This window comes from Faecalibacterium sp. DFI.5.82 (assembly GCF_029076575.1).
Lineage (GTDB): Bacteria > Bacillota > Clostridia > Oscillospirales > Ruminococcaceae > Faecalibacterium > Faecalibacterium duncaniae.
Map to the genome: position 1 here is coordinate 74,764 of NZ_JARFIS010000005.1, position 22,119 is coordinate 96,882.

Consider the following 22,119-nt stretch of genomic DNA (forward strand, 5'->3'; position numbering starts at 1 on the left):
AGCGGCATTTTTGATTGTTTATTCGTATACGATGCAGCCCAGGATCTGCTTGCCCAGCCGAACGATCTTCTCGTTCTGCTCCCGCACGGCATCGGTGCGGGTGACCGTGCAGTCGGCAGCCAGCACAATGGCATCGGCAGCCACCACATGGGGCACGGTGGCAGCGGCCTTGAGGATGCTCTCGGCGGCGGTCACGCTCTGGCCGCGCAGGGGTTCCGTGGCCTGCAGGGCAGCGGCCAGTGCTTCCAGCTGGTCCGCAGGCAGATCGCCTGTAACCAGAATATTCTTCGCCTCCGGGGCGCGGCTGCGGATGGTCTGAGCCATCAGGCAGAGCATCTCAGCGTCCGCGCTGCCATCGGGGCGGCCCTCCATCTGATAGAGCTTTGCATCCAGCTTTCCGGCTTTCTTGGTGCGGTCGCTGGCCAGCGCGCCCAGCACAGGCAGGCCGGTGGAACGGTTCAGCTCGCTGGCCGAGTAGACCATGCCGTCCAGCAGGAACTTGACCACGACCACGCCGCAGGCAAGCACACCGCCCAGCAGGAAGCCAATAAGCAGGTACTTTGCCACCGAGGAGGCAGCGCCGCCGTCCAGTGCGGGCTCCTCCGCACTCTCCCAAGTACTCTTAGCAGAAGCCAGATTGTCATCCAGCGCCTGACGGGCACTCTGCAGTTCCACCAGCTGGCTCTGCAGATTCTGAACATCTTCATCGCTCGTCTGCTGCAGCGCACGCAGTTCCGTGGAGACCCCCTGTGTCACACTCTGATCAATCACGCGTACACTGTGGCTGCACACAGCAGCTGCCGCTTTATCATGGATCAGATCCAGACGACCCAGCAGCGCGTTCAGAATTTTCTCTGCGGTCTGCTGATCTGCAGCATACGCCTGCAAGGTCATCACGCCGTTATACTCGCCACTGTCGTTCTGGGAAAGTTCTGCCGTGACCACGCCCTTCAGGTAGCGCACATCCACCCCTACGGCATCAGCGGCAGCATTCATGGAGTCACCGCTGACCAGCTGTTTCTGATATACAGCCAGCAACGCACCGGTCGGGTCAACATTCTGATACGCAGAACCCGGCTGGATTTTGTAGCCGCTGTCAATATAAAGGTCAGCCTGCGCCGTCCAGACATTATAAACGTCCAGATTTTTTAGCAGCGACTTTTCTGCATAGTCCTGTGCCTGTTTCAGTGCTTCCTGCACACTAGACTGCGCATCCTCGTTGCTCTTCGCCGTCAGCTCGTACTGCTGCACAGCAAACTCATAATCCTTCTCTTTCTGCTGATACTCAGCCAGAGCCTCTTCATAAGCAACCTGATCTTCTGCCGAAACAGCGCCGCCGCGCAGGATTTTTACCCCGGCAAGGCCGCCAGCGATCACAGCACAGACAACCGCGGTCAGCAGGATGGGCTTGAGCTTGTGCAGAAGGGTCACCATGAGCGCGACGAGGTCGATCTCTTCCTCATCCTGTGCGCCGGTGGGGTAAGTGGTTTGATTTTCGTTCATGCTCTACTCCTCAGGACAAAGCCAATCTTCATGTTTGTTCCGTTTTGTGCAATGCACATATTATAACAGAATAAATAATAGCATTCTTTCCGTCAGAATTCAACCGTTTTTCCACAAAAAGCCGATTGACAAACCGGTGCTGCTGTGCTATTTTTAGAATCACTGAAAAGCAAAGATCGGGAAAAGTAACGCATTCCGGACGCTACAGAGAGCGCGGCAGCAGCTGAGAGCCGCGTGCGGGCCAGTGCGCGAACGAACACCCGGGAGCTGCAAACTGAACACGGCATTCCGCCGCCAGTAGGTGCGCCGCAAAGCCCAGCGTTACCAGGGCAGCGCTTATTGGAGCGCGCGAGCGACCGGACACTTCCGGTAATTCAGGTGGCACCGCGGACATTACAAGACAGCTTGTTCGCCCTGAAAATTCAGGGCAAAGCTGTCTTTTTATTTTTATATCGGAGGAAAGAAAGATGGAACGTACTGAGATCGTCTCGCTGTACAAGAACACTCCCGCCGACGGCACGGTGGTCACCGTGTGCGGCTGGGCCAAGAACATCCGTGATTCCAAGAACATCGGCTTCATCGCCCTGTCGGACGGCGGCTGCTTCAAGACCCTGCAGGTCGTGCTGGAGGCAGGCAAGCTGGCAAACTACGAGGAGGTCATCCACACCGGCCTGTACAGCAGCCTGCGCATCGTAGGCCGCATTGTCCTGACCCCGCAGGCAAAGCAGCCCTTTGAGCTGAACGCCGACAGCGTGGAGATCCTGGGCGACTGCCCCGCAGACGAGTACCCCCTGCAGAAGAAGAAGATGAGCATGGAGTATCTGCGCACCATGCCCACCCTGCGCCCCCGCACCAACACCTTCAACGCCGCATTCCGCGTGCGCAGCGTGGCTGCCTACGCCATCCACAAGTTCTTCCAGGAGAACGGCTTCATCTACTCCCACTCTCCCCTGCTGACCGCTTCCGACTGCGAGGGTGCCGGTGAGATGTTCCAGGTCACCACGCTGGACCTGCAGAATGTGCCAAAGAACGAGGACGGCACCGTGGATTACAGCCAGGACTTCTTTGAGAAGCCCGTCAACCTGACCGTTTCCGGCCAGCTGGAGGCCGAGGCCATGGCCATGGCCTTTGGCAAGGTGTACACCTTCGGCCCCACCTTCCGTGCGGAGAAAAGCTTTACCACCCGCCACGCCGCCGAGTTCTGGATGATCGAGCCTGAGATGGCCTTCTGCGATCTGAAGGGCTACATGGACACCGCCGAGGCCATGACCAAGTTCGTCATCCGCTACGTGCTGGACAACTGCCCCGATGAGATGGCCTTCTTCAACCAGTTCATCGACAAGGGCTTGATCGAGCGCCTGGAGCTGGTGGCAAACAGCGAGTTCGGCCGCATCACCTACACTGAGGCCATTGAGATCCTGAAGAAGAACAACAAGAAGTTCCAGTTCCCCGTGGAGTGGGGCGTGGATATCCAGACCGAGCACGAGCGCTACCTGACCGAGGTCGTGTTCAAGAAGCCCGTCTTTGTCACCGATTACCCCAAGGAGATCAAGAGCTTCTACATGAAGATGAACGCGGACGGCAAGACCGTGGCCGCAGCTGATATGCTGGTGCCCGGCATCGGCGAGCTGATCGGCGGCAGCCAGCGCGAGGAGAACTACGACAAGTTGGTGGCCCGCATGGACGAGCTGGGCATGGACAAGACCAACTACGAGTGGTACCTGAACCTGCGCAAGTTCGGCGGCGTGGAGCACGCCGGTTACGGCCTGGGCTTCGAGCGGATGATCATGTACCTCACGGGCATCCAGAACATCCGTGACGTGCTGCCCTTCCCCCGCACCGCTTACGGTTTCTAAGGATTAAATTCAACCCTCTCAGTCAAAGCCTGTCGGCTTTGCCAGCTCCCCCGAAGGGGGAGCCTATTGCGGCTCTTGGATAAAGGCAGCATAGCCTCTCCCCTCGGGAGAGGTGGCATTGCGGAGCAATGACGGAGAGGGTTGTTTTCAACAAGGAGATAAATACAAGTGGAAAATATCGCTCCTGCCCTGTTGGACTGGTTCTACGCCAACCGCCGCATCCTCCCCTTCCGGGAGGACCCCACGCCCTACCATGTCTGGCTGAGCGAGATCATGCTGCAGCAGACCCGGGTCTCGGCGGCGCTGCCCTACTACGAGCGCTTCCTTGCCGCCCTGCCGGATATCCCCGCGCTGGCCGGATGTGAGGAGGAAAAGCTGCACAAGCTGTGGGAGGGGCTGGGTTATTACAGCCGGGTGCGCAATTTGCAGAAGGCAGCGAAGATCGTCTGCGCCCAGTACGGCGGGCAGCTGCCTGCCGATTACAACGCCCTGCTGGCCCTGCCCGGCATCGGAGAGTACACGGCGGGGGCCATTGCCTCCATCAGTTTCGGTCTCCCGGTTCCCGCCGTGGACGGCAACGTTCTGCGGGTGTTTGCCCGGCTCTACAACGACCCCCGGCTGGTCACCGACCCGCAGGTGAAGCGGGAGTTCACGGCACGGGTCATGGAACACCAGCCGCCCGCAAAAGCCGGAGACTACAATCAGGCCCTGATGGAGCTGGGCGCGCTGGTCTGCCTGCCCAACGGCGCACCTCTGTGTGAGCAGTGCCCGCTGGGCACGCTCTGCCGGGCCCGGGCCGCAGGCACCGCCCTCTCCCTGCCCCAGAAAACGCCCCCCAAGGCCCGGCGCATCACACCGGTCACGGTGGCGCTGGTGCTGAACGAGGGCCGGGTGCTGCTCCAGCAGCGGCCGGCCAAGGGCCTGCTGGCCGGGCTGTGGCAGCCGGTGCTGTGGGAGGATACCACCCTTACCGCCGCAGAGACCGCCGCCCGCCTTGCTGCCTTGGGGCTGGACTGCACAGGGGCACATTTCACGCCCCTGCCTGCTGCCAAGCACATTTTCACCCACATCGAATGGCACCAGAGCGGCTATTTTCTCCCTGTGCCGGAGCAGCCCGCCCCCGCAGGCTGCGTCTGGGCCGGAAAGGAGCAGCTGGAGGCCGCGTACACCCTGCCCGGTGCCTTCAAGGTCTACAAAAAGCTGCTGCTGACCAAATTGCTGTGATTGCCCGGATTGATGAAATTTCTGCATTTCGGATTGTAATTTTTTGCTTTTCCGGGTATAATAGCCTTATCAAAATGAACTCCGGTTCCATGAACCACCGTTCCCCACCAGAAAAGGAGTGTGTCCTATGAAGAAATCCTGTCTGATCGCTGTTATCGCCACGCTGGCCGCTGTGGCCGGTGCGCTGGCCGCCGTGGCTGTCTATCTGCACCGCCGTGAGAAGGAGCTGGACGAGTACGAGCGTCTGCTGTTTGGCGAGGATAAGGCTGAGACCGTTGAGCCTGCCGCAGAGCAGCCCGCAGAAGATCCTTCTGCCGAGGATGCCGCAGAATAAACCAAACACCGAAAAACGCACCCGGCTTGTCCCTGCAAGCTGTGGTGCGCTTTTTTATACGCCGCATTGATTAATCAACCTCTCAGTCCCCGCTCCGGCGCGGCCAGCTCCCCTGGCAGGGGAGCCAAGTGCAGGGATGCGGCTTTGTAACAGGAGTACATATCCATGAAACGATTTTTGTTGTGGGTCGTTGGTGTCATTCTGGGCGTTGCCGTGCTGCTGGGCGCGGTGATGACCGTGAGCTATTCCTTTACCGGCAAGGGTTCCCGCCCGGCGGCAGACACGCAGTTCGGCGGGCAGGCGCTGGAAGTGAACGGCTCCTGCTGGCAGGTACCGTTGCTGGGCGGCGTGTTCGATAAGGTGTTCACCAGCCCCGAAACGCTCACCGTGCAGAAACTGGGCGTGCTGTATGACGCACACCCGGCCCTCGCCCTGCCCGATTGGGCCAGCTACACCACCCTGACCATCGAGACCGACATCGGCAGCATCGTGTTTGCGGGGTCAGCCTCTCAGTACGAGGACTTTCTCTTCCCTGCCAACGGGGATTACAAGGCAAAGCTGACGGTCTGGCGGCTGCCACAGGATTATCTCGCCACCCAGTTTGAGGGCGGTTCCACCGGTGCCATCCGCAAGAACCTGGGCGTAGAGCACCCGGCCAAGCCCACGGGCTGGTACAGCTACTCCTTCCGGTTCACCCTGCAGGCCAGCGCGGAGGTCGCCCTTTCCACCGAGCGGCTGGAGCAGGGCGGTGTGGCGGCGCTTTCCATCACCGGCCTGACCGGCGAGACCGCCCCCACCGTGGAGACCGACCTGGGCAGCGTTCAGTGTGTCCGGCTGGGCAGCGGCTGGCGCGCCTACATCCCCGCCGCCTACAACGCTTCGGCGGGCGGGCACACGGTCAACGTTACCGTCAACGGCGAGACCTTTGCCCGGACGCTGACCGTTCTGCCCAAGGATTTCGGCACCGTGGAGGTGGAGCCGGAACCTGCATCCACCGAGGCCGCCAACGCCGAGTTCCGGAACAACATCTGGCCTCTGTACGAGCAGCCCGTGCGGGAAAAGCTCTGGGCCGGTGCCTTCCTCTGCCCGGCAGAAAACTACATGACGCTGGTGGATTTCGGTCAGGTCAAGGTGACCGGCGGCCAGCAGGGCAGCCGATCCAACTCCACCCGGCTCTACACCATCCCCGGTGAGCCCTGCCGCGCCCCTGCAGGCGGCGTAGTGGTCTTTGCAGGCGATCTGGCTCTCACCGGCAGCACCGTGGTCATCGACCACGGCTGCGGCGTGCGCAGTTATCTGTATGGCCTGCAGGAGCTCTCCGTGACCCGCGGCCAGACTGTGGAGCGGGGGCAGGCTGTCGGCGTGCTGGGCGAGGAGCTGACCATGGACTTCAAGCTCGGCAGCAAGAGCGTGAACCCCTGGCCCCTGTTCCAGACCAGCGGTGGGTTATTCTGGCAGGAGAAGGGCTGATCCTGCAAAAAATTTGCAGAAACCTGTAACGCTTTCTCCTTTTCTGCGTTATTGGGGTGAAAGGCCATGAAAAAGGAGGGCAAAAGACGATGAAAACGAATTGTGATATCATCCGTGACCTGCTGCCGCTGTATGCGGAGCACATCACCAGCGAGGCCACCAATGCACTGGTAGAGGAGCATCTGGCCGAATGTGAAGCCTGCCGCGCCGAGCTGGAACAGATGGAGCAACCGGTGCCGGTGCGGCCGGAAGCGCAGCCGGATGCGCCCCTGCGCAGGATCAGGGCCGCCCTGCAAAGAAGGAGCATCCGCGCAGCAATCGGCACAGTGCTGGCAGCCCTGTGCGCTCTGGCACTGATATTCTGGATGGGCACTGCCCGCGTCCCGGCCACCACAGAGCAGGCTCAGTTCTGGACCTACAACCGCAAAGAGAATGGTGCAGACATCTGCATTCTGGAAGCGCAGGGCGAGGGGGTCTGGCTGGATATGGAGGACACCTTCAGCTGGGGCAAGCCGCAGATCACTGTGCGGGCCATGCGCTACCGCTTTCCGGGTGTGCATCGGGTACTGACAGCTCTGGTGGGTTCTGATCGATTCTCTGTATGGGTCATGGTATCTCCTACCCAGCTGCTGACCGTAGACTGCGCAGACCAAACCCTGTACTACCGCGATGGACAGCAGGTAGACCGCTACATCGTGCAGGAAAACCCGGACGGTACCTTCGACTACGCCTACGGCACCGACCAGGAATATGGCACCGACTATAAGAAGGGCTGAGCCTATGGACATCGACAGCATTTACCGGCTCTACTTCCGGGATGTGTTTCTGTTCCTGCAGGGCCTGACCCACAACGAGGCACTGGCCGAGGAGCTGACGCAGGAGACTTTCTTCAAGGCACTGGACGGCCTAAAAGACTACGACGACCGGCAGGATGTACGGGCGTGGCTGTTCACGGTGGCCCGCAACGCCTATTATTCCCACTGCCGCCGGACAAAGCGCACTGCCCCGCTGGAAGATGCCGAAACCGCCCCCGCCGCCACTCCGGACATTGCCCAGCTGCTGGTCGATCAGGATGCGGCATTCACTGTACATCAGTGCCTGCACACGCTGGACGAGCCTTACAAAGAGGTGTTCAGCCTCCGGGTATTCGGCGAGCTGCCCTTTGAGCGCATCGGGCTGATCTTCGGCCACAATGCCGCATGGGCCCGGGTGACCTACTACCGGGCCAAGACCCAGCTGCAAAAGATGCTTTCCTCTTCCACCTGACATTTCCTATCACAGCAGAACACCCCCGGCCAAAAGGCGCGGGGGTGTTCTTTTTGTGCGCAGGAGCGCAACAAACAAAAACGGCTCTGCCGAAGCAGAGCCGTAAAGATACATCTGAAACAAATCAGCGCTTGGAGAACTGGGGTGCACGACGTGCAGCCTTCAGACCGTACTTCTTACGCTCCTTCATACGAGGATCACGGGTCAGGAAGCCAGCCTTCTTCAGAACAGAACGATTCTCATCGCTCTGCTGCAGCAGGGCGCGGGACAGGCCGTGGCGGATAGCGCCAGCCTGGCCGGAAACACCGCCGCCGGAAACGCGGACGACGACATCGTACTTGCCCTCCAGGCCCAGCAGAACCAGCGGAGAACGGACGATCAGCTTCAGGGTCTCCAGACCGAAGTAGTTGTCGATATCACGATCGTTGATGGTGATCTTGCCGGTGCCGGTGTAAACGCGAACGCGGGCAACGGAATCCTTACGACGACCAGTGCCGTAGAAATAAGGTTTGGTTTCGTACATGTTCGATTGCCTCCTTCTTAGAACTCGATCTTCTCGGGCTTCTGAGCTGCGTGAGCGTGCTCGGCACCCTGGTAGCAGTGCAGACGGGTCAGAGCCTTAGCACCGATGGTGTTGGAAGGGATCATGCCCTTGATAGCGTAGGTCATAGCCAGGTCGCTGTTCTCAGCCATCAGCTTGCTGTACTGGACCTTCTTCAGGCCGCCAATGTACTTGCTGTGGGTGATGTGGAACTTCTGCTCAGCCTTCTTGCCGGTCAGAACTGCCTTGTCGCAGTTGACGACAACGACGTAATCGCCGCAATCGACATTGGGGGTGTAGTTGACCTTCTGCTTGCCGCGCAGCAGAACAGCGGCCTCAGCAGCGACGTGACCCAGGCTCTTGCCGGTTGCGTCGAGCAGATACCACTTGCGCTCGACTTCAGCGGGCTTTACGAGAGTAGTGCTCATATCTATTTCCTCCTGATAAGTGTTTGGTACGATTCAGGCGCCTTTGGGGCGCGAGTGTCAGTATACAACACAAAAAAGCGCCTGTCAACATCTTTTTGCGATTTTTTCAGTGGAAATTTTTATATCTCTCAAAATCTCTTGAATCCTCTTGAAATCTCGTGTTTTCTAAAATTGCATTTTCAAAAAGTTTTTCAGCCTCCGGGGGGCAAATTTGTCCCGGCGGCGCTACAATTTTGCCGCCGAGTGTGTTATACTATATAAGATATTGTATAAAGGAGATTTTTTCCATGCCGAAAGACATTCACACGCAGGATTCCTCCCAGCAGCGGGCCTCCAGGCTGCTGCTCGCCATGGGCGTGATCGTGCTTTTGGGTGCGCTGGCCTACTTTGGGCTGACGCTGGCCGTCAACCGCCGCACTCCTGCCAACCCCGACACCCACTTTGATGCGGAGAATGGCATCTCGGTGGATTACGAAAGTGCCGTCTGGCCCGTCTGTCAGATGACCGAGGATGCTGCGCTGGGCCATGCGCTGCAGCTGGCTTCCGGTGAGGACAGTGCCAACGCCAACTATCAGGTGGTGCTGTTCCAGCGGGAAGACAAAGCCACTTACGAAGATTTCATCGGCCAGTCGGAAGCCGACCTGAAAGCAGCCTACGGTGTCATCAGCCCCCGCAAGGTCAAGCTGCAGGTGGAGGGTGCCACTGTCACTGCCGTGCGCTGTGATATCCAGGCCTACTACGCCGTGCTGGCCACCATCGAATACGACAGCGGCGATGTGGTCTATGTCTCCGGCCTGACCAAGCTGGCCTCCATCAGCGATATCGTCAATCTGGTGGAAAGCGTGAGCCTGACATGAGCGATCCACACGCCATGCAGCGGCTCTGCGGCCTGATGCGTAAGGCCGTGCAGGATTACGAGATGATCTCCCCCGGTGATAAGATCATGGTGGGCGTTTCGGGCGGCAAGGACAGCGTGGCTCTGACCATCGGGTTGGCCCAGCTGCGCCGGTACCTCGGCTTTGATTATGAGGTCGTGGCCGTTACCCTTGACCCGCAGTTTGACCACCAGGCTGTGGATTACAGCCCGCTGGCGGCGCTGTTCGCCCGGTATGGGGTCCCCTACGAGGTGCGCCGCACCGAGATCGGCCCCATCGTGTTTGAATACCGGCAGGAAAAGAACCCCTGTTCCCTCTGCGCCAGGCTGCGCCGGGGCGCGCTGCACACGGCGGCGCAGGAGCTTGGCTGCAATAAAGTGGCACTGGGCCACCACCTCGATGATGCTGTCGAGACCTTTTACATGAATCTCTGGCGGGAGGGCCGCATTGGCTGCTTCTCCCCGGTCACCCAGCTGGACCGCCGGGGCCTGACCCTGATCCGCCCCATGCTGCTGGCCACCGAACACGAGGTGCGCTGTGCGGTAAAGGAGGAGGACTTTCCCATCGTCAAGAGCCGCTGCCCCGCCGACGGTGTGACCGTGCGGGAGCAGACCAAGGATTTTGTCCGGGAGCGCTGCCGCACCGACCACGCCTTCCGGCAGAAAACGCTCCATGCTCTGCAGGAGAGCGGCATCGACGGCTGGCGGCCGGTCCATACAGGACGCACATCCAATCCATCCCCAAAGGAGGGAATGCATCATGCAGATGCAGAACTTTGAAAAACACGTCTGGGCTGAGATCGATCTCGATGCCCTGCGGGCCAACTTCCGCACCGTAAAGCAGCGGGCAGGCAGCCTGCCCCTGTGTGCCGTGGTCAAGGCCGACAGCTACGGCCACGGTGCCGTCCAGTGCGCCCGGGTCTTTGCGCAGGAGGGTGCTTCCTGGCTGGCTGTCAGCTGCCTGGCCGAGGCCCTGCAGCTGCGCAGGAGCGGCCAGACCCTGCCCATCCTCATTCTGGGTCATGTGCAGCCCACATACGCTGCCGCCCTCATCCGGGACGATATCACCGCGGCCTGCTATTCTCTGCCCCAGGCCCAAGCCCTGAGCGAGGCCGCACAGGCCGTCGGGGGCCGGGTCAAAGTGCATCTGGCTGTGGATACCGGCATGGGCCGCATCGGCTTTGCTCTGCGCACCGATTTTGATGCCGCCATTGCCGAGGCCATCGCCGCCTGCACCCTGCCCGGCCTGGAAATGACCGGCCTGTTCCAGCACTTCTCGGTGGCCGATGACACCGCTGAGGAAAACATTGCCTACACCGCCGAGCAGCACCGGCTCTTTGTGCAGGCCTGCAGCGCCCTGACGGCAGCCGGGCACGAGCCCGGCATCGTCCACTGCGACAACTCGGCCGGTGTGATGCTCCACCCGGACTGGCCCGAGGGCCTGCCCCGGGCACACTGCATGGCCCGCCCCGGCATCATCCTGTACGGCTTTGACCCCAGCGATGAAGTCCGCTTCGGGCTGTTCCGCCCGGTGATGAAGCTCAAGACCGTGGTCAGCATGGTCAAGGTACTGCAGCCGGGCCAGTCCACCAGCTATGGCCGCCGGTTCACAGCAGAGCGGCCCACGCCGGTGGCCACCCTCTGCACCGGCTACGCCGATGGCTACCCCCGCCAGCTCAGCTGCGGCAAGGGCATCGTGGAGATCCACGGCACGCCCTGCCCGGTGCTGGGCCGGGTCTGTATGGATCAGATGATGGTGGATGTCTCTGCTGTGCCGGGTACGGTGCAGGAGGGTGACGAAGCCATCCTGTGGGGCGGCACTGTCAGCGACAGTGCGGAGGACATTGCCCGCAAGACCGATACCATCACCTACGAGGTGCTCTGCGGCGTTTCCCGCCGGGTGCCCCGTGTTTATCTGGAACACGGCACGACCGCTGCCGTGGAGGACTGGATCCTGAACGACTAACACACTCTCCCGGAGGAATTACATGGCAAGAGACAACATCCGAAATTTCTGCATCATTGCACACATCGACCACGGCAAGTCCACCCTGTCGGACCGCATTCTGGAGCTGACCAAGAGCGTGGACGAGCGCATCATGGAGGATCAGATCCTCGATAACATGGACATCGAGCGGGAGCGCGGCATCACCATCAAGGCCCGCGCCGTTACCCTGAACTACACTGCCAAGGACGGCAAGACCTACGAGTTCAACCTCATCGACACCCCGGGCCACGTGGACTTTGCCTACGAGGTCAGCCGCAGTCTGGCCGCCTGTGAGGGTGCCATTCTGGTGGTGGATGCCACCCAGGGTGTGGAGGCCCAGACGCTGGCCAACACCTACATGGCGCTGGAGCACGATCTGGAGCTGGTGCCCATCCTGAACAAGATTGACCTGCCCAGCGCCCACCCGGACGAGGTGGCCCAGGAGGTGGAGGATGTGATCGGCCTGCCCTGCATGGATGCGCCCCGCGTCTCCGCCAAGACCGGCCTGAACGTCGATCAGGTGCTGGAGCGGGTGGTCAGCGATATTCCCGCCCCCACCGGCGACCCGGACGCTCCCCTCAAGGCCCTGATCTTTGACAGCATCTACGACAGCTACAAGGGCGTTATCGTCTACATCCGCGTGTTCGAGGGCACCGTCAAGCCCGGCGACACCATCAAGATGATGGCCACCGGAGCAGAGTTCACGCTGGTAGAGGTGGGCCACATGGGTGCCACCAGCCTGACCCCCTGCAGCCAGCTGCAGGCCGGCGAGGTCGGCTACCTGACCGCCAGCATCAAGACCGTGCAGGACACCCGCGTGGGCGATACCGTCACACTGGCAGACCGCCCCACCTCCGAGGCCCTGCCCGGCTACCGCCAGGTCAAGCCCATGGTGTTCTGCGGCATCTACCCCGCCGACGGTGCCAAGTACCCCGACCTGAAGGACGCGCTGGAAAAGCTGCAGCTGAACGACGCTTCCCTGACCTTTGAGCTCGAGACCAGTGCCGCGCTGGGCTTTGGCTTCCGCTGCGGCTTCCTGGGCCTGCTCCACATGGAGATCATCACCGAGCGTCTCGAGCGGGAGTTCGATCTGGATATCATCACCACGACCCCCAGCGTCCGCTACCGCCTGACCATGACAGACGGCACTGTGGAGATGATCGACAACCCGTCCAGCTACCCGGACCCCTCCAACATCGTCAAGCAGGAGGAGCCCTTTGTGGATGTCCACCTCTACACCCCCAACGATTACGTGGGTGCCCTGATGGATCTGTGCCAGCAGAAGCGCGGCGTGCTCATCGACATGAAGTATCTGGACGATGTCCGCGTGGACCTGCACTACGCCCTGCCTCTGGGCGAGATCGTCTACGACTTCTTCGATGCCATCAAGAGCCGTAGCCGCGGTTACGCCAGCTACGACTACGAGTTCAAAGAGTACCGCGAGAGCGATCTGGTCAAGCTGGACTTCCTGCTGAACGGCGACCCTGTGGATGCACTCTCCATGATCGTGTTCCGGGACAACGCCTACGCCAAGGGCCGCCGCATCTGCGAAAAGCTGCGGGACAACATTCCCCGCACCCTGTTCGAGATCCCGGTGCAGGCCGCCATCGGCGGCAAGATCATCGCCCGCGAGACCGTCAAGGCCATGCGCAAGGACGTGCTGGCCAAGTGCTACGGCGGCGATATCTCCCGCAAGAAGAAGCTGCTGGAAAAGCAGAAGGAGGGCAAGAAGAAGATGCGCCAGCTCGGCAGCGTCTCCCTGCCCAGTGAGGCCTTTACCGCCGTGTTGAAGCTGGACAGCACGGATGATTAAATAAAGATGTCAAACGTCCCCCTGCGCCGTTCAAACCACGAACGGCGCAGGGGGACGTTTCATATCCCGATATTTTCAGTTCAGGCCCTTGAACCAGTTCAGGCTGTCCTTGATGCCGTGCATGGAGTCCTGAATGATCCGGCCATAGATGTAGATACTGTATGCCGCCGCAACGACCTGCACAAAGGCCTTGCCGCACTCGATGCCAAAAGCCAGATAAGGCTTTGCCTTCTGCCAGTAGGGGCGGATCTGATCCTTCAGCTCCCCCACCCAGGCAGGAGCGCCGCCGGAAATCTGCTCCAGCTCCTCAGCAGGAATAACGGTGCACTGCGCCGGAAATTTTAAGTTCTGCTGCATGTCCGCTCCTCTCAAAGTGCCAGGCTTGCCAGCAGCACCAGAACCACGCTTCCGGCTGCCAGCCCCATCGTTGTAAGAAGGGTGTTTGGGTCTACCTCTTTCTCCTCCACCACTTCCGCACTGCCGCCATTGGCCGACCAGTGGGCATAGACGGTGGTATCCGCACCAAACGCCGTATCGTTGGCTTTGACCTGCACATCAATGGGAAAACCGGTGACATCATCCGTACCGGTGGTGTACCAGCCATCGAAGGTATAGCCCTCCATGGTGGCGGTGGGCAGGCTCGTCAGCTGGCCGTCGGCATTGGTGCGCTCCGCGGCAGAGGTACAGATACCGCCGTTGGCATCAAAATAGACGATGACCTTTGCCGCAAAAGCGGTGGGGGTACACAGGCAGACCGCCAGCACACAGGCCAGCCCCGCCAGCATCCGTTTGAACTTCTTCATCCTGCGCTCTCTTTCCGGCTCAGCGTCAGACGCTGTAGCCCTGTGCCTTGATGACATCCACCACCTGAGAAACGTACTTCTGGCAGGTGTCGTGGTCAGGGGCCTCCACCATCACACGGACCACCGGCTCGGTGCCGGACTCCCGGACAAGGATGCGGCCGGTATCGCCCAGTGCCTCAGCCACCGCCTTGACAGCGGTCTGCACGGCGGCATCGTCCTGCGCGGCCTTCTTATCGGTCACACGGACGTTCTCCAGCACCTGCGGGTAGATCTTCAGCGGAGCGGCCAGAGCACTCAGAGGCTTCTTCTTGGCCAGCATGACCTCCATCATCTTCAGGCTGGTCAGGATGCCGTCACCGGTGCTGGCGTACTTGGAGAAGATGATGTGGCCGCTCTGCTCACCGCCGATGCGGCAGCCGTTCTTGGCCATATACTCGTAGACATACTTGTCACCCACGGCAGTCTTGGCGTAGCCGATGCCCTGCTCGTCAAAGGCCTTGTACAGGCCAAAGTTGGACATGACTGTGGTGACAACGGTGTTGGTCAGCAGCTTGCCGCGCTCCTTCATGTAGCAGCCGTAGATGTACAGGATGTGGTCACCGGTAATCACATTGCCCTTTTCATCCACGCAGAGGCAGCGGTCTGCATCGCCGTCATAGGCAAAGCCCACGTCCAGACCCTTTTCCACCACAAACTTCTGCAGACCCTCGATGTGGGTGGAGCCTGCGTTCAGGTTGATGTTCAGGCCGTTGGGCTGGTTGTTGATGACATAGGTGTCTGCGCCCAGCGCATCGAACACGCTCTTGGCAATGTTCCAGCTGGCACCGTTGGCGCAGTCCAGACCCACCTTGATGCCCTTGAAGGAGTAGATACCCAGGCTGATCAGGTAGCCCATGTAGCGGTTGCGGCCTGCCACGTAGTCCACGGTGCAGCCGATATGCTCCCGGTGGGCAAAGGGCAGCTCCGGCCAGTCCTGATCAAAGACATGGAGCTTGCCGTCGATGTAGTCCTCCACCAGCAGCAGGGTCTCCTCCGGCATCTTTTCGCCGTAGCAGTCGATCAGCTTGATGCCGTTGTCGTAGAACGGGTTATGGCTGGCGGAGATCATAATGCCGCAGTCAAAATCATCCACACGGGCAATGTAGGCCACACTGGGGGTGGTGGTGACGTGGAGCAGGTAGGCATCTGCGCCGGAAGCGGTCAGGCCCGCCACCAGGCTGTACTCGAACATATAGCTGGAGCGGCGGGTGTCCTTGCCAATGACGATGCGGGCAGGCTCGTTGTTGCCGCTGCGCTCCCGCAGTGCATTATAATACCAGCCCAGAAAACGGCCCACCTTGTAGGCGTGGTCGGCGGTCAGGTTCACACCGGCCTCGCCACGGAAGCCGTCGGTGCCAAAATATTTTCCCATAGTCCTCTTCTCCTTCTATTGCAACGTTACGTTTTCTCTTATCCCTGAGAGCGCTCTCTCCTTGCTCTTACTCTTTATAATAGCATAAAACCGGAAAAGAATCCATGGGTTTGGGCATTCTGTGCAGCCCACCCCCGGAACAACAGCTCTTTTTTCAGCCTTTACTGCATCTTTAGGAAAAGTATGGTATACTTTTTATCTGGAGTAGAATAGATATGGAGGGATCCCCATGAAGCAGAAGACCCGCTGGCACGACGCGCTGGTCCTGGCCGCTGTGCTGTGCGCCGCCTTTCTCATCGTGACCGGCACACAGCAGATCACCGGCCGGATCGATGGCGTTGCATCGATGGTGTTTGTTCTGGCAGTTTTTTTGACCTCGATCTATACGGATGGTTATGTGTGGGGCGTGGTGGCTTCCCTGATCGGCGTGCTGGCCGTGAATTTTGCGTTCCGCTCCCCTTACTTTGCCTTCAACTTCACCCTGCCGGAAAACCTGTTCTCGGGCATGGCGATGCTGGTGGTGTCCATTATGACCAGCACCCTGACCACCCGCATCAAAAAGCAGGAACAGCTGCGGATGGAGAGCGAGACCGAAAAGATGCGGGCCACCCTGCTGCGGGCCGTCTCCCACGATCTGCGCACGCCCCTTACTTCCATTTACGGGGCCTGTTCCACGGTCATTGAAAATTATGACAGTCTGGAAAAAGAGCAAAAATTAAAACTTCTTGGCGAAGCCTGTTCCGATGCCCAGTGGCTGAACCGGATGGTGGAGAACCTGCTGTCCGTCACCCGCTTTGACGGCGGGCAGGTAGCCGTGCAAAAGACCCCCACCGTGCTGGACGAGCTGATCGACACCGTGCTGGTGCGGTTCCAGAAGCGCTACCCCAAGGTGCCCGTTACCACCTACCTGCCCGACAGCTTCATCGTGATCCCCATGGACTCGATGCTGATCTCGCAGGTGCTGACGAACCTTTTGGAAAATGCCGCCGTCCACGCCGAGGGGATGACCCAGCTGACCCTGCGGGTGTTCACGCTGGGCAGCCGGGCGGTGTTTGAAGTATCGGACAACGGCTGCGGCATTCCGAAGGAGCGCCTGCGCACCCTGTTCACCGGTGTGCTGCCCGCCGATGCCGCGGCCGACAGCGGCAAGCACGGCATGGGCATCGGCCTTTCGGTCTGTGCCGCCATCGTCAAGGCACACGGCGGCGAGATCCAGGCCGAGAGCAAGGTGGGCGAGGGCACCAGCATCCGCTTCTGGCTGGAGACCGAATCGATTGAGACGGAGGAAAACGAAGATGAGCAATAACAAATTCAAGGTTCTGGTCGTGGAAGATGAGGCCAACATCTGCAGCTTTATTGAGACGCTGCTGGAGACCAACGGCTATCAGGCCCTTGTTGCCAACACCTGCGCCATGGGCCAGACCCTGTTCACCTCCCACAATCCGGACCTTATCATCCTGGATCTGGGCCTGCCTGACCGGGACGGTCTGGAGCTCATCCGTTTTGTGCGGCAGAAGTTCCTGACCCCCATCGTCGTGCTCTCGGCCCGCACCACCGAGCAGGACAAGATCGAGGCGCTGGATCTGGGAGCCAACGATTACATCACCAAACCCTTTGGCACCGGCGAGCTGCTGGCCCGGGTGCGCGCCGCCCTGCGCACCAACCGCTTCGGCGTGCTGGGCGGAATGCCCGGCGGCGTGTTCCGGGCACAGGGGCTTGAGATCAACTACGAGCGCCGCAAGGTCTTTGTGGACGGTGCCGAGATCAAGCTGACCCAGACCGAATATAACATCGTGGCCTTCCTCTCGGAACATGCAGGCCGGGTGATGACCTATGCCGCCATCGTGCGGGCCATCTGGGGCGATACCGACTGCGGCAGCACCAAAAAGCTGCAGGTCAACATGGCAAACATCCGCAAAAAGCTGGGCAGCGTGCCCGGCCGCAACACCTATATTCTGAACGAACTGGGCGTGGGATACCGGATGATCGACGAGGACACCGATGCCAGGCCCGAAAGCTGAGGACTGCGTATGCTTCCTGCACTGATCATTTTTCTGCTGACCTATCTTCTGATGCTGGCCCTGCCGCAGTACCGGCCTTTTGCCGCGCTGGGCGGGGCCGCTCTGTTTCTGGCTCTGGGCGCGGCGGGCCTGTGGGACTTCACCCTGATGGATGCCGCCCGGGCTGTGGACTTCAATGTCCTGCTGATGATGGCGGGCACCATGGGCACGGTCTCCCTCTTCATTGAGAGCAGGATGCCCGCCCGGCTGGCCGAGCTGCTCATCGTGCGGGTGCCCAATGTGAAATGGGCCGTGTGTATGCTGGCCCTTTTTGCCGGGGTCATCAGCGCCTTTGTGGACAATGTTGCCACAGTGCTCATGGTGGCCCCGGTGGGCCTTGCCATTGCCCGCAAGCTCAAGATCTCCCCCGTGCCCGTCCTCATCTCCATTGCGGTCTCCTCCAACCTGCAGGGAGCTGCCACCCTTGTGGGCGACACCACCAGCATCCTGCTGGGCGGCTTTGCGGGGATGAACTTCTTCCATTTCTTCTGGATGGAGGGCAGGCCCGGCATCTTCTTCGGGGTGGAGCTGGGGGCGCTGGCCTCTCTGGGCGTGCTGCTGTTCACCTTCCGGCACGAGACCCAGCCCATCTCGGCCACGGTGGAGACCGAGGTCACCGACACCGTTCCCTCCGCCCTGATGCTGCTGACGGTGGGCCTGCTCATCGCGGCCTCCTTCCTGCCCCAGCCTGCGGGCGGTCTGCCGCTGGCGCTCTATGGCCTGCGCAGCGGTTTGATCTGTGCAGGGGTCTGCCTGTTCGGCATCCTGCGCGCCTGCCTGCGCCGCCGCTCATTCGCGCCGTTCCGGCTGGCGGCCCGGGAGCTGGACTGTGACACCCTGCTGCTGTTGTTCGGGCTGTTCATCCTGATCGAGGGCATCCGCAAGGCCGGGGTCATCGATGCCGCCGCCCAGCTGTTCTACACCCTCTCCGGTGATGATCCCTTCCGGCTCTATACCCTGCTGGTGTTCGTCTCGGTGGGCCTTTCTGCCTTCATCGACAACATCCCCTATGTGGCCACCATGCTGCCGGTGGTGCAGGGCATTGCCGGGCTGATGAACGGCGGTGCAGGCTTCCCGCCCGAGCTGTTTTATTTCGGCCTGCTCACGGGTGCAACTCTGGGCGGCAACCTGACCCCCATTGGCGCTTCGGCCAACATTGCAGCCATCGGCATCCTGCGCAAGCAGGGTGAGCAGGTGCGCACCCGTGATTTTCTGCGCATCGGCATCCCGTTCACACTGGCAGCCGTCCTGACGGGCTATGTGTATCTCTGGCTGGTGTGGGGCGCGTAAGTGCTGCCATGGCCGTGCGAGTGCCGGCCGCCTGCAAATTCGATCCTGCTGAGCCGAAGGCCTGCGTGCCAAAGCAGAAGCAAAAAACGCGCCGTGTCCAACGACACAGCGCGTTTTTGTTGTTTATTCCAACCCGATCTGCTGGGCGTATTCTTCCAGCAGCTCCCGTTCCAGGAAGGGGGTTTTCACGCCCTCACGGTCGCGGTAGGTCTCGTGGCCCTTGCCGATGACGGCGATCAGGTCGCCCTCCTGGGCGTGATCCACGGCGTAGTGGAGCGCGTCCAGACGGTCAGGGATCTCCACAAACTTGGCATCGGGGTTGCCCTTGTTCATGCCCACCCGGATATCGGCGAGGATGTCCTCGATCTTCTCAAAGCGGTTGTTGTCCTCGGTCAGGATGGAGAAATCCGCCATTTTGGCACAGGTCTCGCCCATGCCGTAGCGGCGCAGCTTGGAGCGGTTGCCGCCGCAGCCGAACACCACCACCAGCCGGTGGGGGTGATAAGCCCGCAGGGTGGTGAGCAGGCTCTCGGTGGAGACCTCGTTGTGGGCGTAGTCCAGCAGGATGGTAAACTTTTTGCTGATGGGCACCAGCTCCACGCGGCCCTTGACCACGCACTTGCCCAGACCCTCATGGATGGCGGCATCGGGCAGGCCCAGCACCTTGCCCACGGCCAGGGCAGCCAGCGCGTTGTAGACGCTGAACTCGCCGGGCATGTTCACCCTGACATCCATATTGTCTCTGCCGGAAACGTGGAACGCCACGCCAAGAAAATCGTGGGTGCGCAGCAGCTCACAGCCCTCGGCGCGGTAGTCGGCCTTTTCACTGCGGCCATAGGTCACCAGCTTGCAGGTGTGGCCTTCCAGCAGGGCTTCGGTGTTCTCGTCATCGATGTTCACCACGCCCACATCACACCGCCGGAAGAGCTGCCCCTTCCAGCTGCGGTACTCCTCAAAGGTCTTGTGCTCACCGGGGCCGATGTGGTCGGGGGAAAGGTTGGTGAACACGCCGATATCATAGTGCACCCCCGCCACACGGTCCATCATCAGGCCCTGGCTGGACACCTCCATCAGGGCCACATCGCAGCCTGCGTCCAGAAACTGGCGGAAGGTCTTTTGCAGCTCGTAGCTCTCAGGGGTGGTGTTGGCGGTCTCCTGATGACGGCCCATGAAATAGATGCCGTTGGTGCCGATCATGCCGACCTTTTTCCCGGCAGCTTCCAGCACGCTCTTGATCATGTGGGTGGTGGTGGTCTTGCCCTTGGTACCGGTCACGCCGATCATGGTCATCTGGCGGGAGGGGTTGCCAAAGAGGTTGCCGCTCATCAGCGCCATGGCATAGCGGCTGCTCTCCACCTTGACCACGGTCACACCGGGCATGGCAGAAAGGTCGATGTCATGCTGGATGACCAGCACGCTCACGCCCTTGGCGGCGCAGTCCGCGGCAAACTCGTGGCTGTCACGCTGGGTGCCCACGATGCAGACAAAGGCAAGGCCCGGGGCCGCCTTCCGGCTGTCGTAGATGATGTCCTGCACTTCGGTATCCAGGCTGCCCTGCACCAGCGTAAAGGGCACACCTTCCAGTAATTGTTCCAGCTTCATAACATTACACGCTCCTCATTGGGTCGTTTGGGTTTGGTTTGCATCGCCCGCCGCCGGGGTCGTTCCTTCGTCGGGAGTCGGCTGTGCCGTCGGTCCGGCCTCGGGCTCTGCCGGGGCCGCGGCGGTATCCGTTGGTGTTTCGGCAGCGGCATCTGCAGCGGCTTCGCCCTCTGCCGGGGCGGTGTCGTCTGTGGCCGTGCCTTCTGCCGTCTCACCGGTCACACCTTCTTCGGCGGGTGTTTCCTCCACCGGTTCAGGCAAGATGTAGCCGGAGGGCAGCTCCGGCTCGCCCTGTGCAAAGGTAAACTTGCGGGTGCTGGACATGCTGATATGGGTGAAGTCCAGCTTTCCGGTGTCGGTTGCGGCACAGCCCTTGCCGTCCTCATTCAGCAGGACGTGCTTTGCCAGCTTGAGCTTATATTCCAGCTCGTTCAGGGTGCCCAGCCAGACGCTGATGCGGTCCTGATAGAGGAAGGCCATCTCGTCCACATCCGCAAACTCGATGCGGGTCACGTCGGCGCTCATGCCTGCGGCATCCAGTGCGGCCAGCAGGGTGTTCAGGCTTTCCAGCCGCTGGTCCGCCTCCTCCTCAACAGTGCCGGAGGCGCTGCTGTCGGCGGCGCTGTCCGGGGTGCTGTCAGCCTTGGGCTCCGCCGCAAAGGTCAGCTGTTCGCCGGGCTCGGCAGAGACCGGTTCGCCGCCGTACAGGGTGGGCAGACCGGCAGGCTGGGCAGAATCCTTTTCCAGGATCTTCAGGCCGCCCGAGAGGGTCAGCCAGCCGGAGGAGGTCTGCATGGCCCAGGCAGGCTGGGCTTCTGTTACCCGCACCACCACGGTGCCGGGGTAATCCCGCTCCACCCGGATATCCTCCAGCATGGGGAACACCTTTTCCAGCGCGGCGGCTTTGCTGCCGGGGTCAAAGCTGAAGATATTCTCTTCCGGATGGACATCCAGCGCCTGCAGGATCTGGTCGCTGGTATAGCCGCCGGCCTCCTGCACCACACCGTCTGCTGTCTGCACCTGAATGGAGCTGATCTTGAACAGCATCGTCACGGTGAGGTAGACTCCCGCGCCGATGACGCAGAGCAGCATGACAAGGGCCGTGAGCCGCCGCATGAGCCTGCGCCGCCGGATGGCGGCCCGGGTCAGCTTCCGCTTTTTCCTGCCCTCCCGCCGGACGGGGTCACGCCGGGCGTTCTGCCCCTGCACCGGCCGCATCCGCTGGCCGCTGCGGCTCTGGGCGTTCTGCGGGCGGCGCTGGGCGTTCCGGTTCTGGCCGCCAGACGGGCGGCGGTTCCGCTGATTGCCCCCGGAGGTGCGCCGCTGGCCGCTCTGCCCGCTGCGGGGGCGCTGTGCGCCGCTCTGGCTGCTCCGCCCGCCGGTGGGAAAGGTGATGCTGTTATCCGGGTAGGAGCCGTAGTTCACCGTGCGCTCCGTATACCGGCTGGGGCGGGGCGCATCGGGATCATAATTGGGGTTCGTGATGGGGTGGCCGCCGGAGGAATATCCTGCGTACCCGCTGTACCCCAGGTCACTGCCAGCACCCGCGCTGCTGCGGCGCTGGGTGCTCTGCCCGCCGCGCCGGTCATCCCGGGCCTGATCGTAGGCCCGGCGGCGCTTGCGGTTCCGGCTGTTCCGGTCATTCTGCGGCATCCGG

Annotated in this window: 21 protein-coding genes; 13 read left to right on the top strand and 8 right to left on the bottom strand. The window is 61.1% G+C overall.

Annotation, left to right across the window (positions count from 1 at the left end; all coding sequences use genetic code 11):
• Positions 1–18 precede the first annotated feature (18 nt).
• Entirely contained in the window at positions 19–1,503 is a 1,485-nt protein-coding gene (locus tag P0G09_RS08210; protein ID WP_275252413.1) for a hypothetical protein, read from the bottom strand.
• A gap of 467 nt (positions 1,504–1,970) precedes the next feature.
• Here P0G09_RS08210 and asnS point away from each other — a divergent pair, with 467 nt between their 5' ends.
• The 6 genes from asnS to P0G09_RS08240 all read left to right on the top strand — a co-directional run bounded on the left by asnS (position 1,971) and on the right by P0G09_RS08240 (position 7,653).
• Complete coding sequence (gene asnS / locus P0G09_RS08215; protein WP_097772833.1) at positions 1,971–3,359, top strand: asparagine--tRNA ligase; 1,389 nt, start codon at positions 1,971–1,973, stop codon at positions 3,357–3,359.
• Between the two features lie 168 nt (positions 3,360–3,527).
• A complete protein-coding gene (locus tag P0G09_RS08220; protein ID WP_275252414.1) occupies positions 3,528–4,583 on the top strand; it encodes an A/G-specific adenine glycosylase in 1,056 nt (351 codons plus the stop codon).
• 127 nt (positions 4,584–4,710) lie between these two features.
• On the top strand, positions 4,711–4,917 hold the full coding sequence (locus tag P0G09_RS08225) for a hypothetical protein (RefSeq protein WP_005929737.1): 207 nt from the start codon (positions 4,711–4,713) through the stop codon (positions 4,915–4,917).
• A 165-nt stretch (positions 4,918–5,082) separates the two neighbouring features.
• Positions 5,083–6,387, top strand: a complete 1,305-nt coding sequence (locus P0G09_RS08230) for a M23 family metallopeptidase (protein ID WP_275252415.1) — start codon at positions 5,083–5,085, stop codon at positions 6,385–6,387.
• An 89-nt stretch (positions 6,388–6,476) separates the two neighbouring features.
• Positions 6,477–7,163 (top strand): zf-HC2 domain-containing protein, encoded by a 687-nt coding sequence (locus P0G09_RS08235; protein WP_275252416.1) that lies wholly within the window; start codon positions 6,477–6,479, stop codon positions 7,161–7,163.
• Between the two features lie 4 nt (positions 7,164–7,167).
• Positions 7,168–7,653, top strand: coding sequence for an RNA polymerase sigma factor (locus P0G09_RS08240; protein ID WP_275252417.1), 486 nt, complete (start codon positions 7,168–7,170; stop codon positions 7,651–7,653).
• 124 nt (positions 7,654–7,777) lie between these two features.
• On the opposite strand, the gene rpsI is transcribed toward P0G09_RS08240, so the two are convergent.
• Together rpsI and rplM are read right to left on the bottom strand one after the other, a co-directional pair.
• Positions 7,778–8,176, bottom strand: coding sequence for a 30S ribosomal protein S9 (rpsI, locus tag P0G09_RS08245; RefSeq protein ID WP_005929995.1), 399 nt, complete (start codon positions 8,174–8,176; stop codon positions 7,778–7,780).
• A 17-nt stretch (positions 8,177–8,193) separates the two neighbouring features.
• On the bottom strand, positions 8,194–8,622 hold the full coding sequence (gene rplM, locus P0G09_RS08250; protein ID WP_005929998.1) for a 50S ribosomal protein L13: 429 nt from the start codon (positions 8,620–8,622) through the stop codon (positions 8,194–8,196).
• Between the two features lie 287 nt (positions 8,623–8,909).
• On the opposite strand from rplM, the gene P0G09_RS08255 reads away from it, so the two are divergent.
• From P0G09_RS08255 to lepA, 4 genes are read left to right on the top strand one after another with little or no spacing between them, the layout of a single operon-like run.
• Positions 8,910–9,479, top strand: a complete 570-nt coding sequence (locus P0G09_RS08255) for a hypothetical protein (RefSeq protein ID WP_275252418.1) — start codon at positions 8,910–8,912, stop codon at positions 9,477–9,479.
• Positions 9,476–10,276, top strand: coding sequence for a tRNA 2-thiocytidine biosynthesis TtcA family protein (locus tag P0G09_RS08260; RefSeq protein WP_005930004.1), 801 nt, complete (start codon positions 9,476–9,478; stop codon positions 10,274–10,276). The genes P0G09_RS08255 and P0G09_RS08260 overlap by 4 nt, the downstream gene beginning before the upstream one ends.
• Positions 10,257–11,462 carry an alanine racemase gene (alr, locus tag P0G09_RS08265; RefSeq protein WP_275252419.1) on the top strand — a complete coding sequence of 402 codons (1,206 nt, stop codon included), beginning with the start codon at positions 10,257–10,259 and terminating at the stop codon, positions 11,460–11,462. Before P0G09_RS08260 ends, alr begins: the two co-directional genes overlap by 20 nt.
• 22 nt (positions 11,463–11,484) lie before the next feature.
• Positions 11,485–13,296, top strand: a complete 1,812-nt coding sequence (lepA, locus tag P0G09_RS08270) for a translation elongation factor 4 (protein WP_097770166.1) — start codon at positions 11,485–11,487, stop codon at positions 13,294–13,296.
• A 75-nt stretch (positions 13,297–13,371) separates the two neighbouring features.
• Here lepA and P0G09_RS08275 read toward each other — a convergent pair whose 3' ends face one another.
• From P0G09_RS08275 to glmM, 3 genes are read right to left on the bottom strand one after another with little or no spacing between them, the layout of a single operon-like run.
• Entirely contained in the window at positions 13,372–13,653 is a 282-nt protein-coding gene (locus P0G09_RS08275; protein ID WP_117535611.1) for a hypothetical protein, read from the bottom strand.
• Between the two features lie 11 nt (positions 13,654–13,664).
• The gene (locus P0G09_RS08280; protein ID WP_275252420.1) at positions 13,665–14,099 is read right to left on the bottom strand and encodes an InlB B-repeat-containing protein; all 435 of its coding nucleotides are present in this window, start codon (positions 14,097–14,099) and stop codon (positions 13,665–13,667) included.
• A gap of 25 nt (positions 14,100–14,124) precedes the next feature.
• Entirely contained in the window at positions 14,125–15,510 is a 1,386-nt protein-coding gene (glmM, locus tag P0G09_RS08285; protein WP_117476435.1) for a phosphoglucosamine mutase, read from the bottom strand.
• A 229-nt stretch (positions 15,511–15,739) separates the two neighbouring features.
• Between glmM and P0G09_RS08290 the strand changes: the two genes are divergently transcribed.
• The 3 genes from P0G09_RS08290 to P0G09_RS08300 are packed head-to-tail and all read left to right on the top strand — an operon-like array spanning position 15,740 to position 18,860.
• Entirely contained in the window at positions 15,740–16,816 is a 1,077-nt protein-coding gene (locus P0G09_RS08290) for an ATP-binding protein (protein ID WP_275252421.1), read from the top strand.
• On the top strand, positions 16,806–17,531 hold the full coding sequence (locus P0G09_RS08295) for a response regulator transcription factor (RefSeq protein WP_097770172.1): 726 nt from the start codon (positions 16,806–16,808) through the stop codon (positions 17,529–17,531). Before P0G09_RS08290 ends, P0G09_RS08295 begins: the two co-directional genes overlap by 11 nt.
• Positions 17,532–17,540: 9 nt before the next feature.
• Positions 17,541–18,860 (top strand): SLC13 family permease, encoded by a 1,320-nt coding sequence (locus P0G09_RS08300; RefSeq protein ID WP_156067403.1) that lies wholly within the window; start codon positions 17,541–17,543, stop codon positions 18,858–18,860.
• A gap of 123 nt (positions 18,861–18,983) precedes the next feature.
• Here the strand turns inward: P0G09_RS08300 and P0G09_RS08305 are convergent, their stop codons facing one another.
• Entirely contained in the window at positions 18,984–20,462 is a 1,479-nt protein-coding gene (locus P0G09_RS08305; RefSeq protein WP_098923478.1) for a UDP-N-acetylmuramoyl-L-alanyl-D-glutamate--2,6-diaminopimelate ligase, read from the bottom strand.
• Positions 20,463–20,477: 15 nt separating this feature from the next.
• On the bottom strand, positions 20,478–22,115 hold the full coding sequence (locus P0G09_RS08310; RefSeq protein ID WP_275252422.1) for an FtsQ-type POTRA domain-containing protein: 1,638 nt from the start codon (positions 22,113–22,115) through the stop codon (positions 20,478–20,480).
• Between the last annotated feature and the right edge of the window lie 4 nt (positions 22,116–22,119).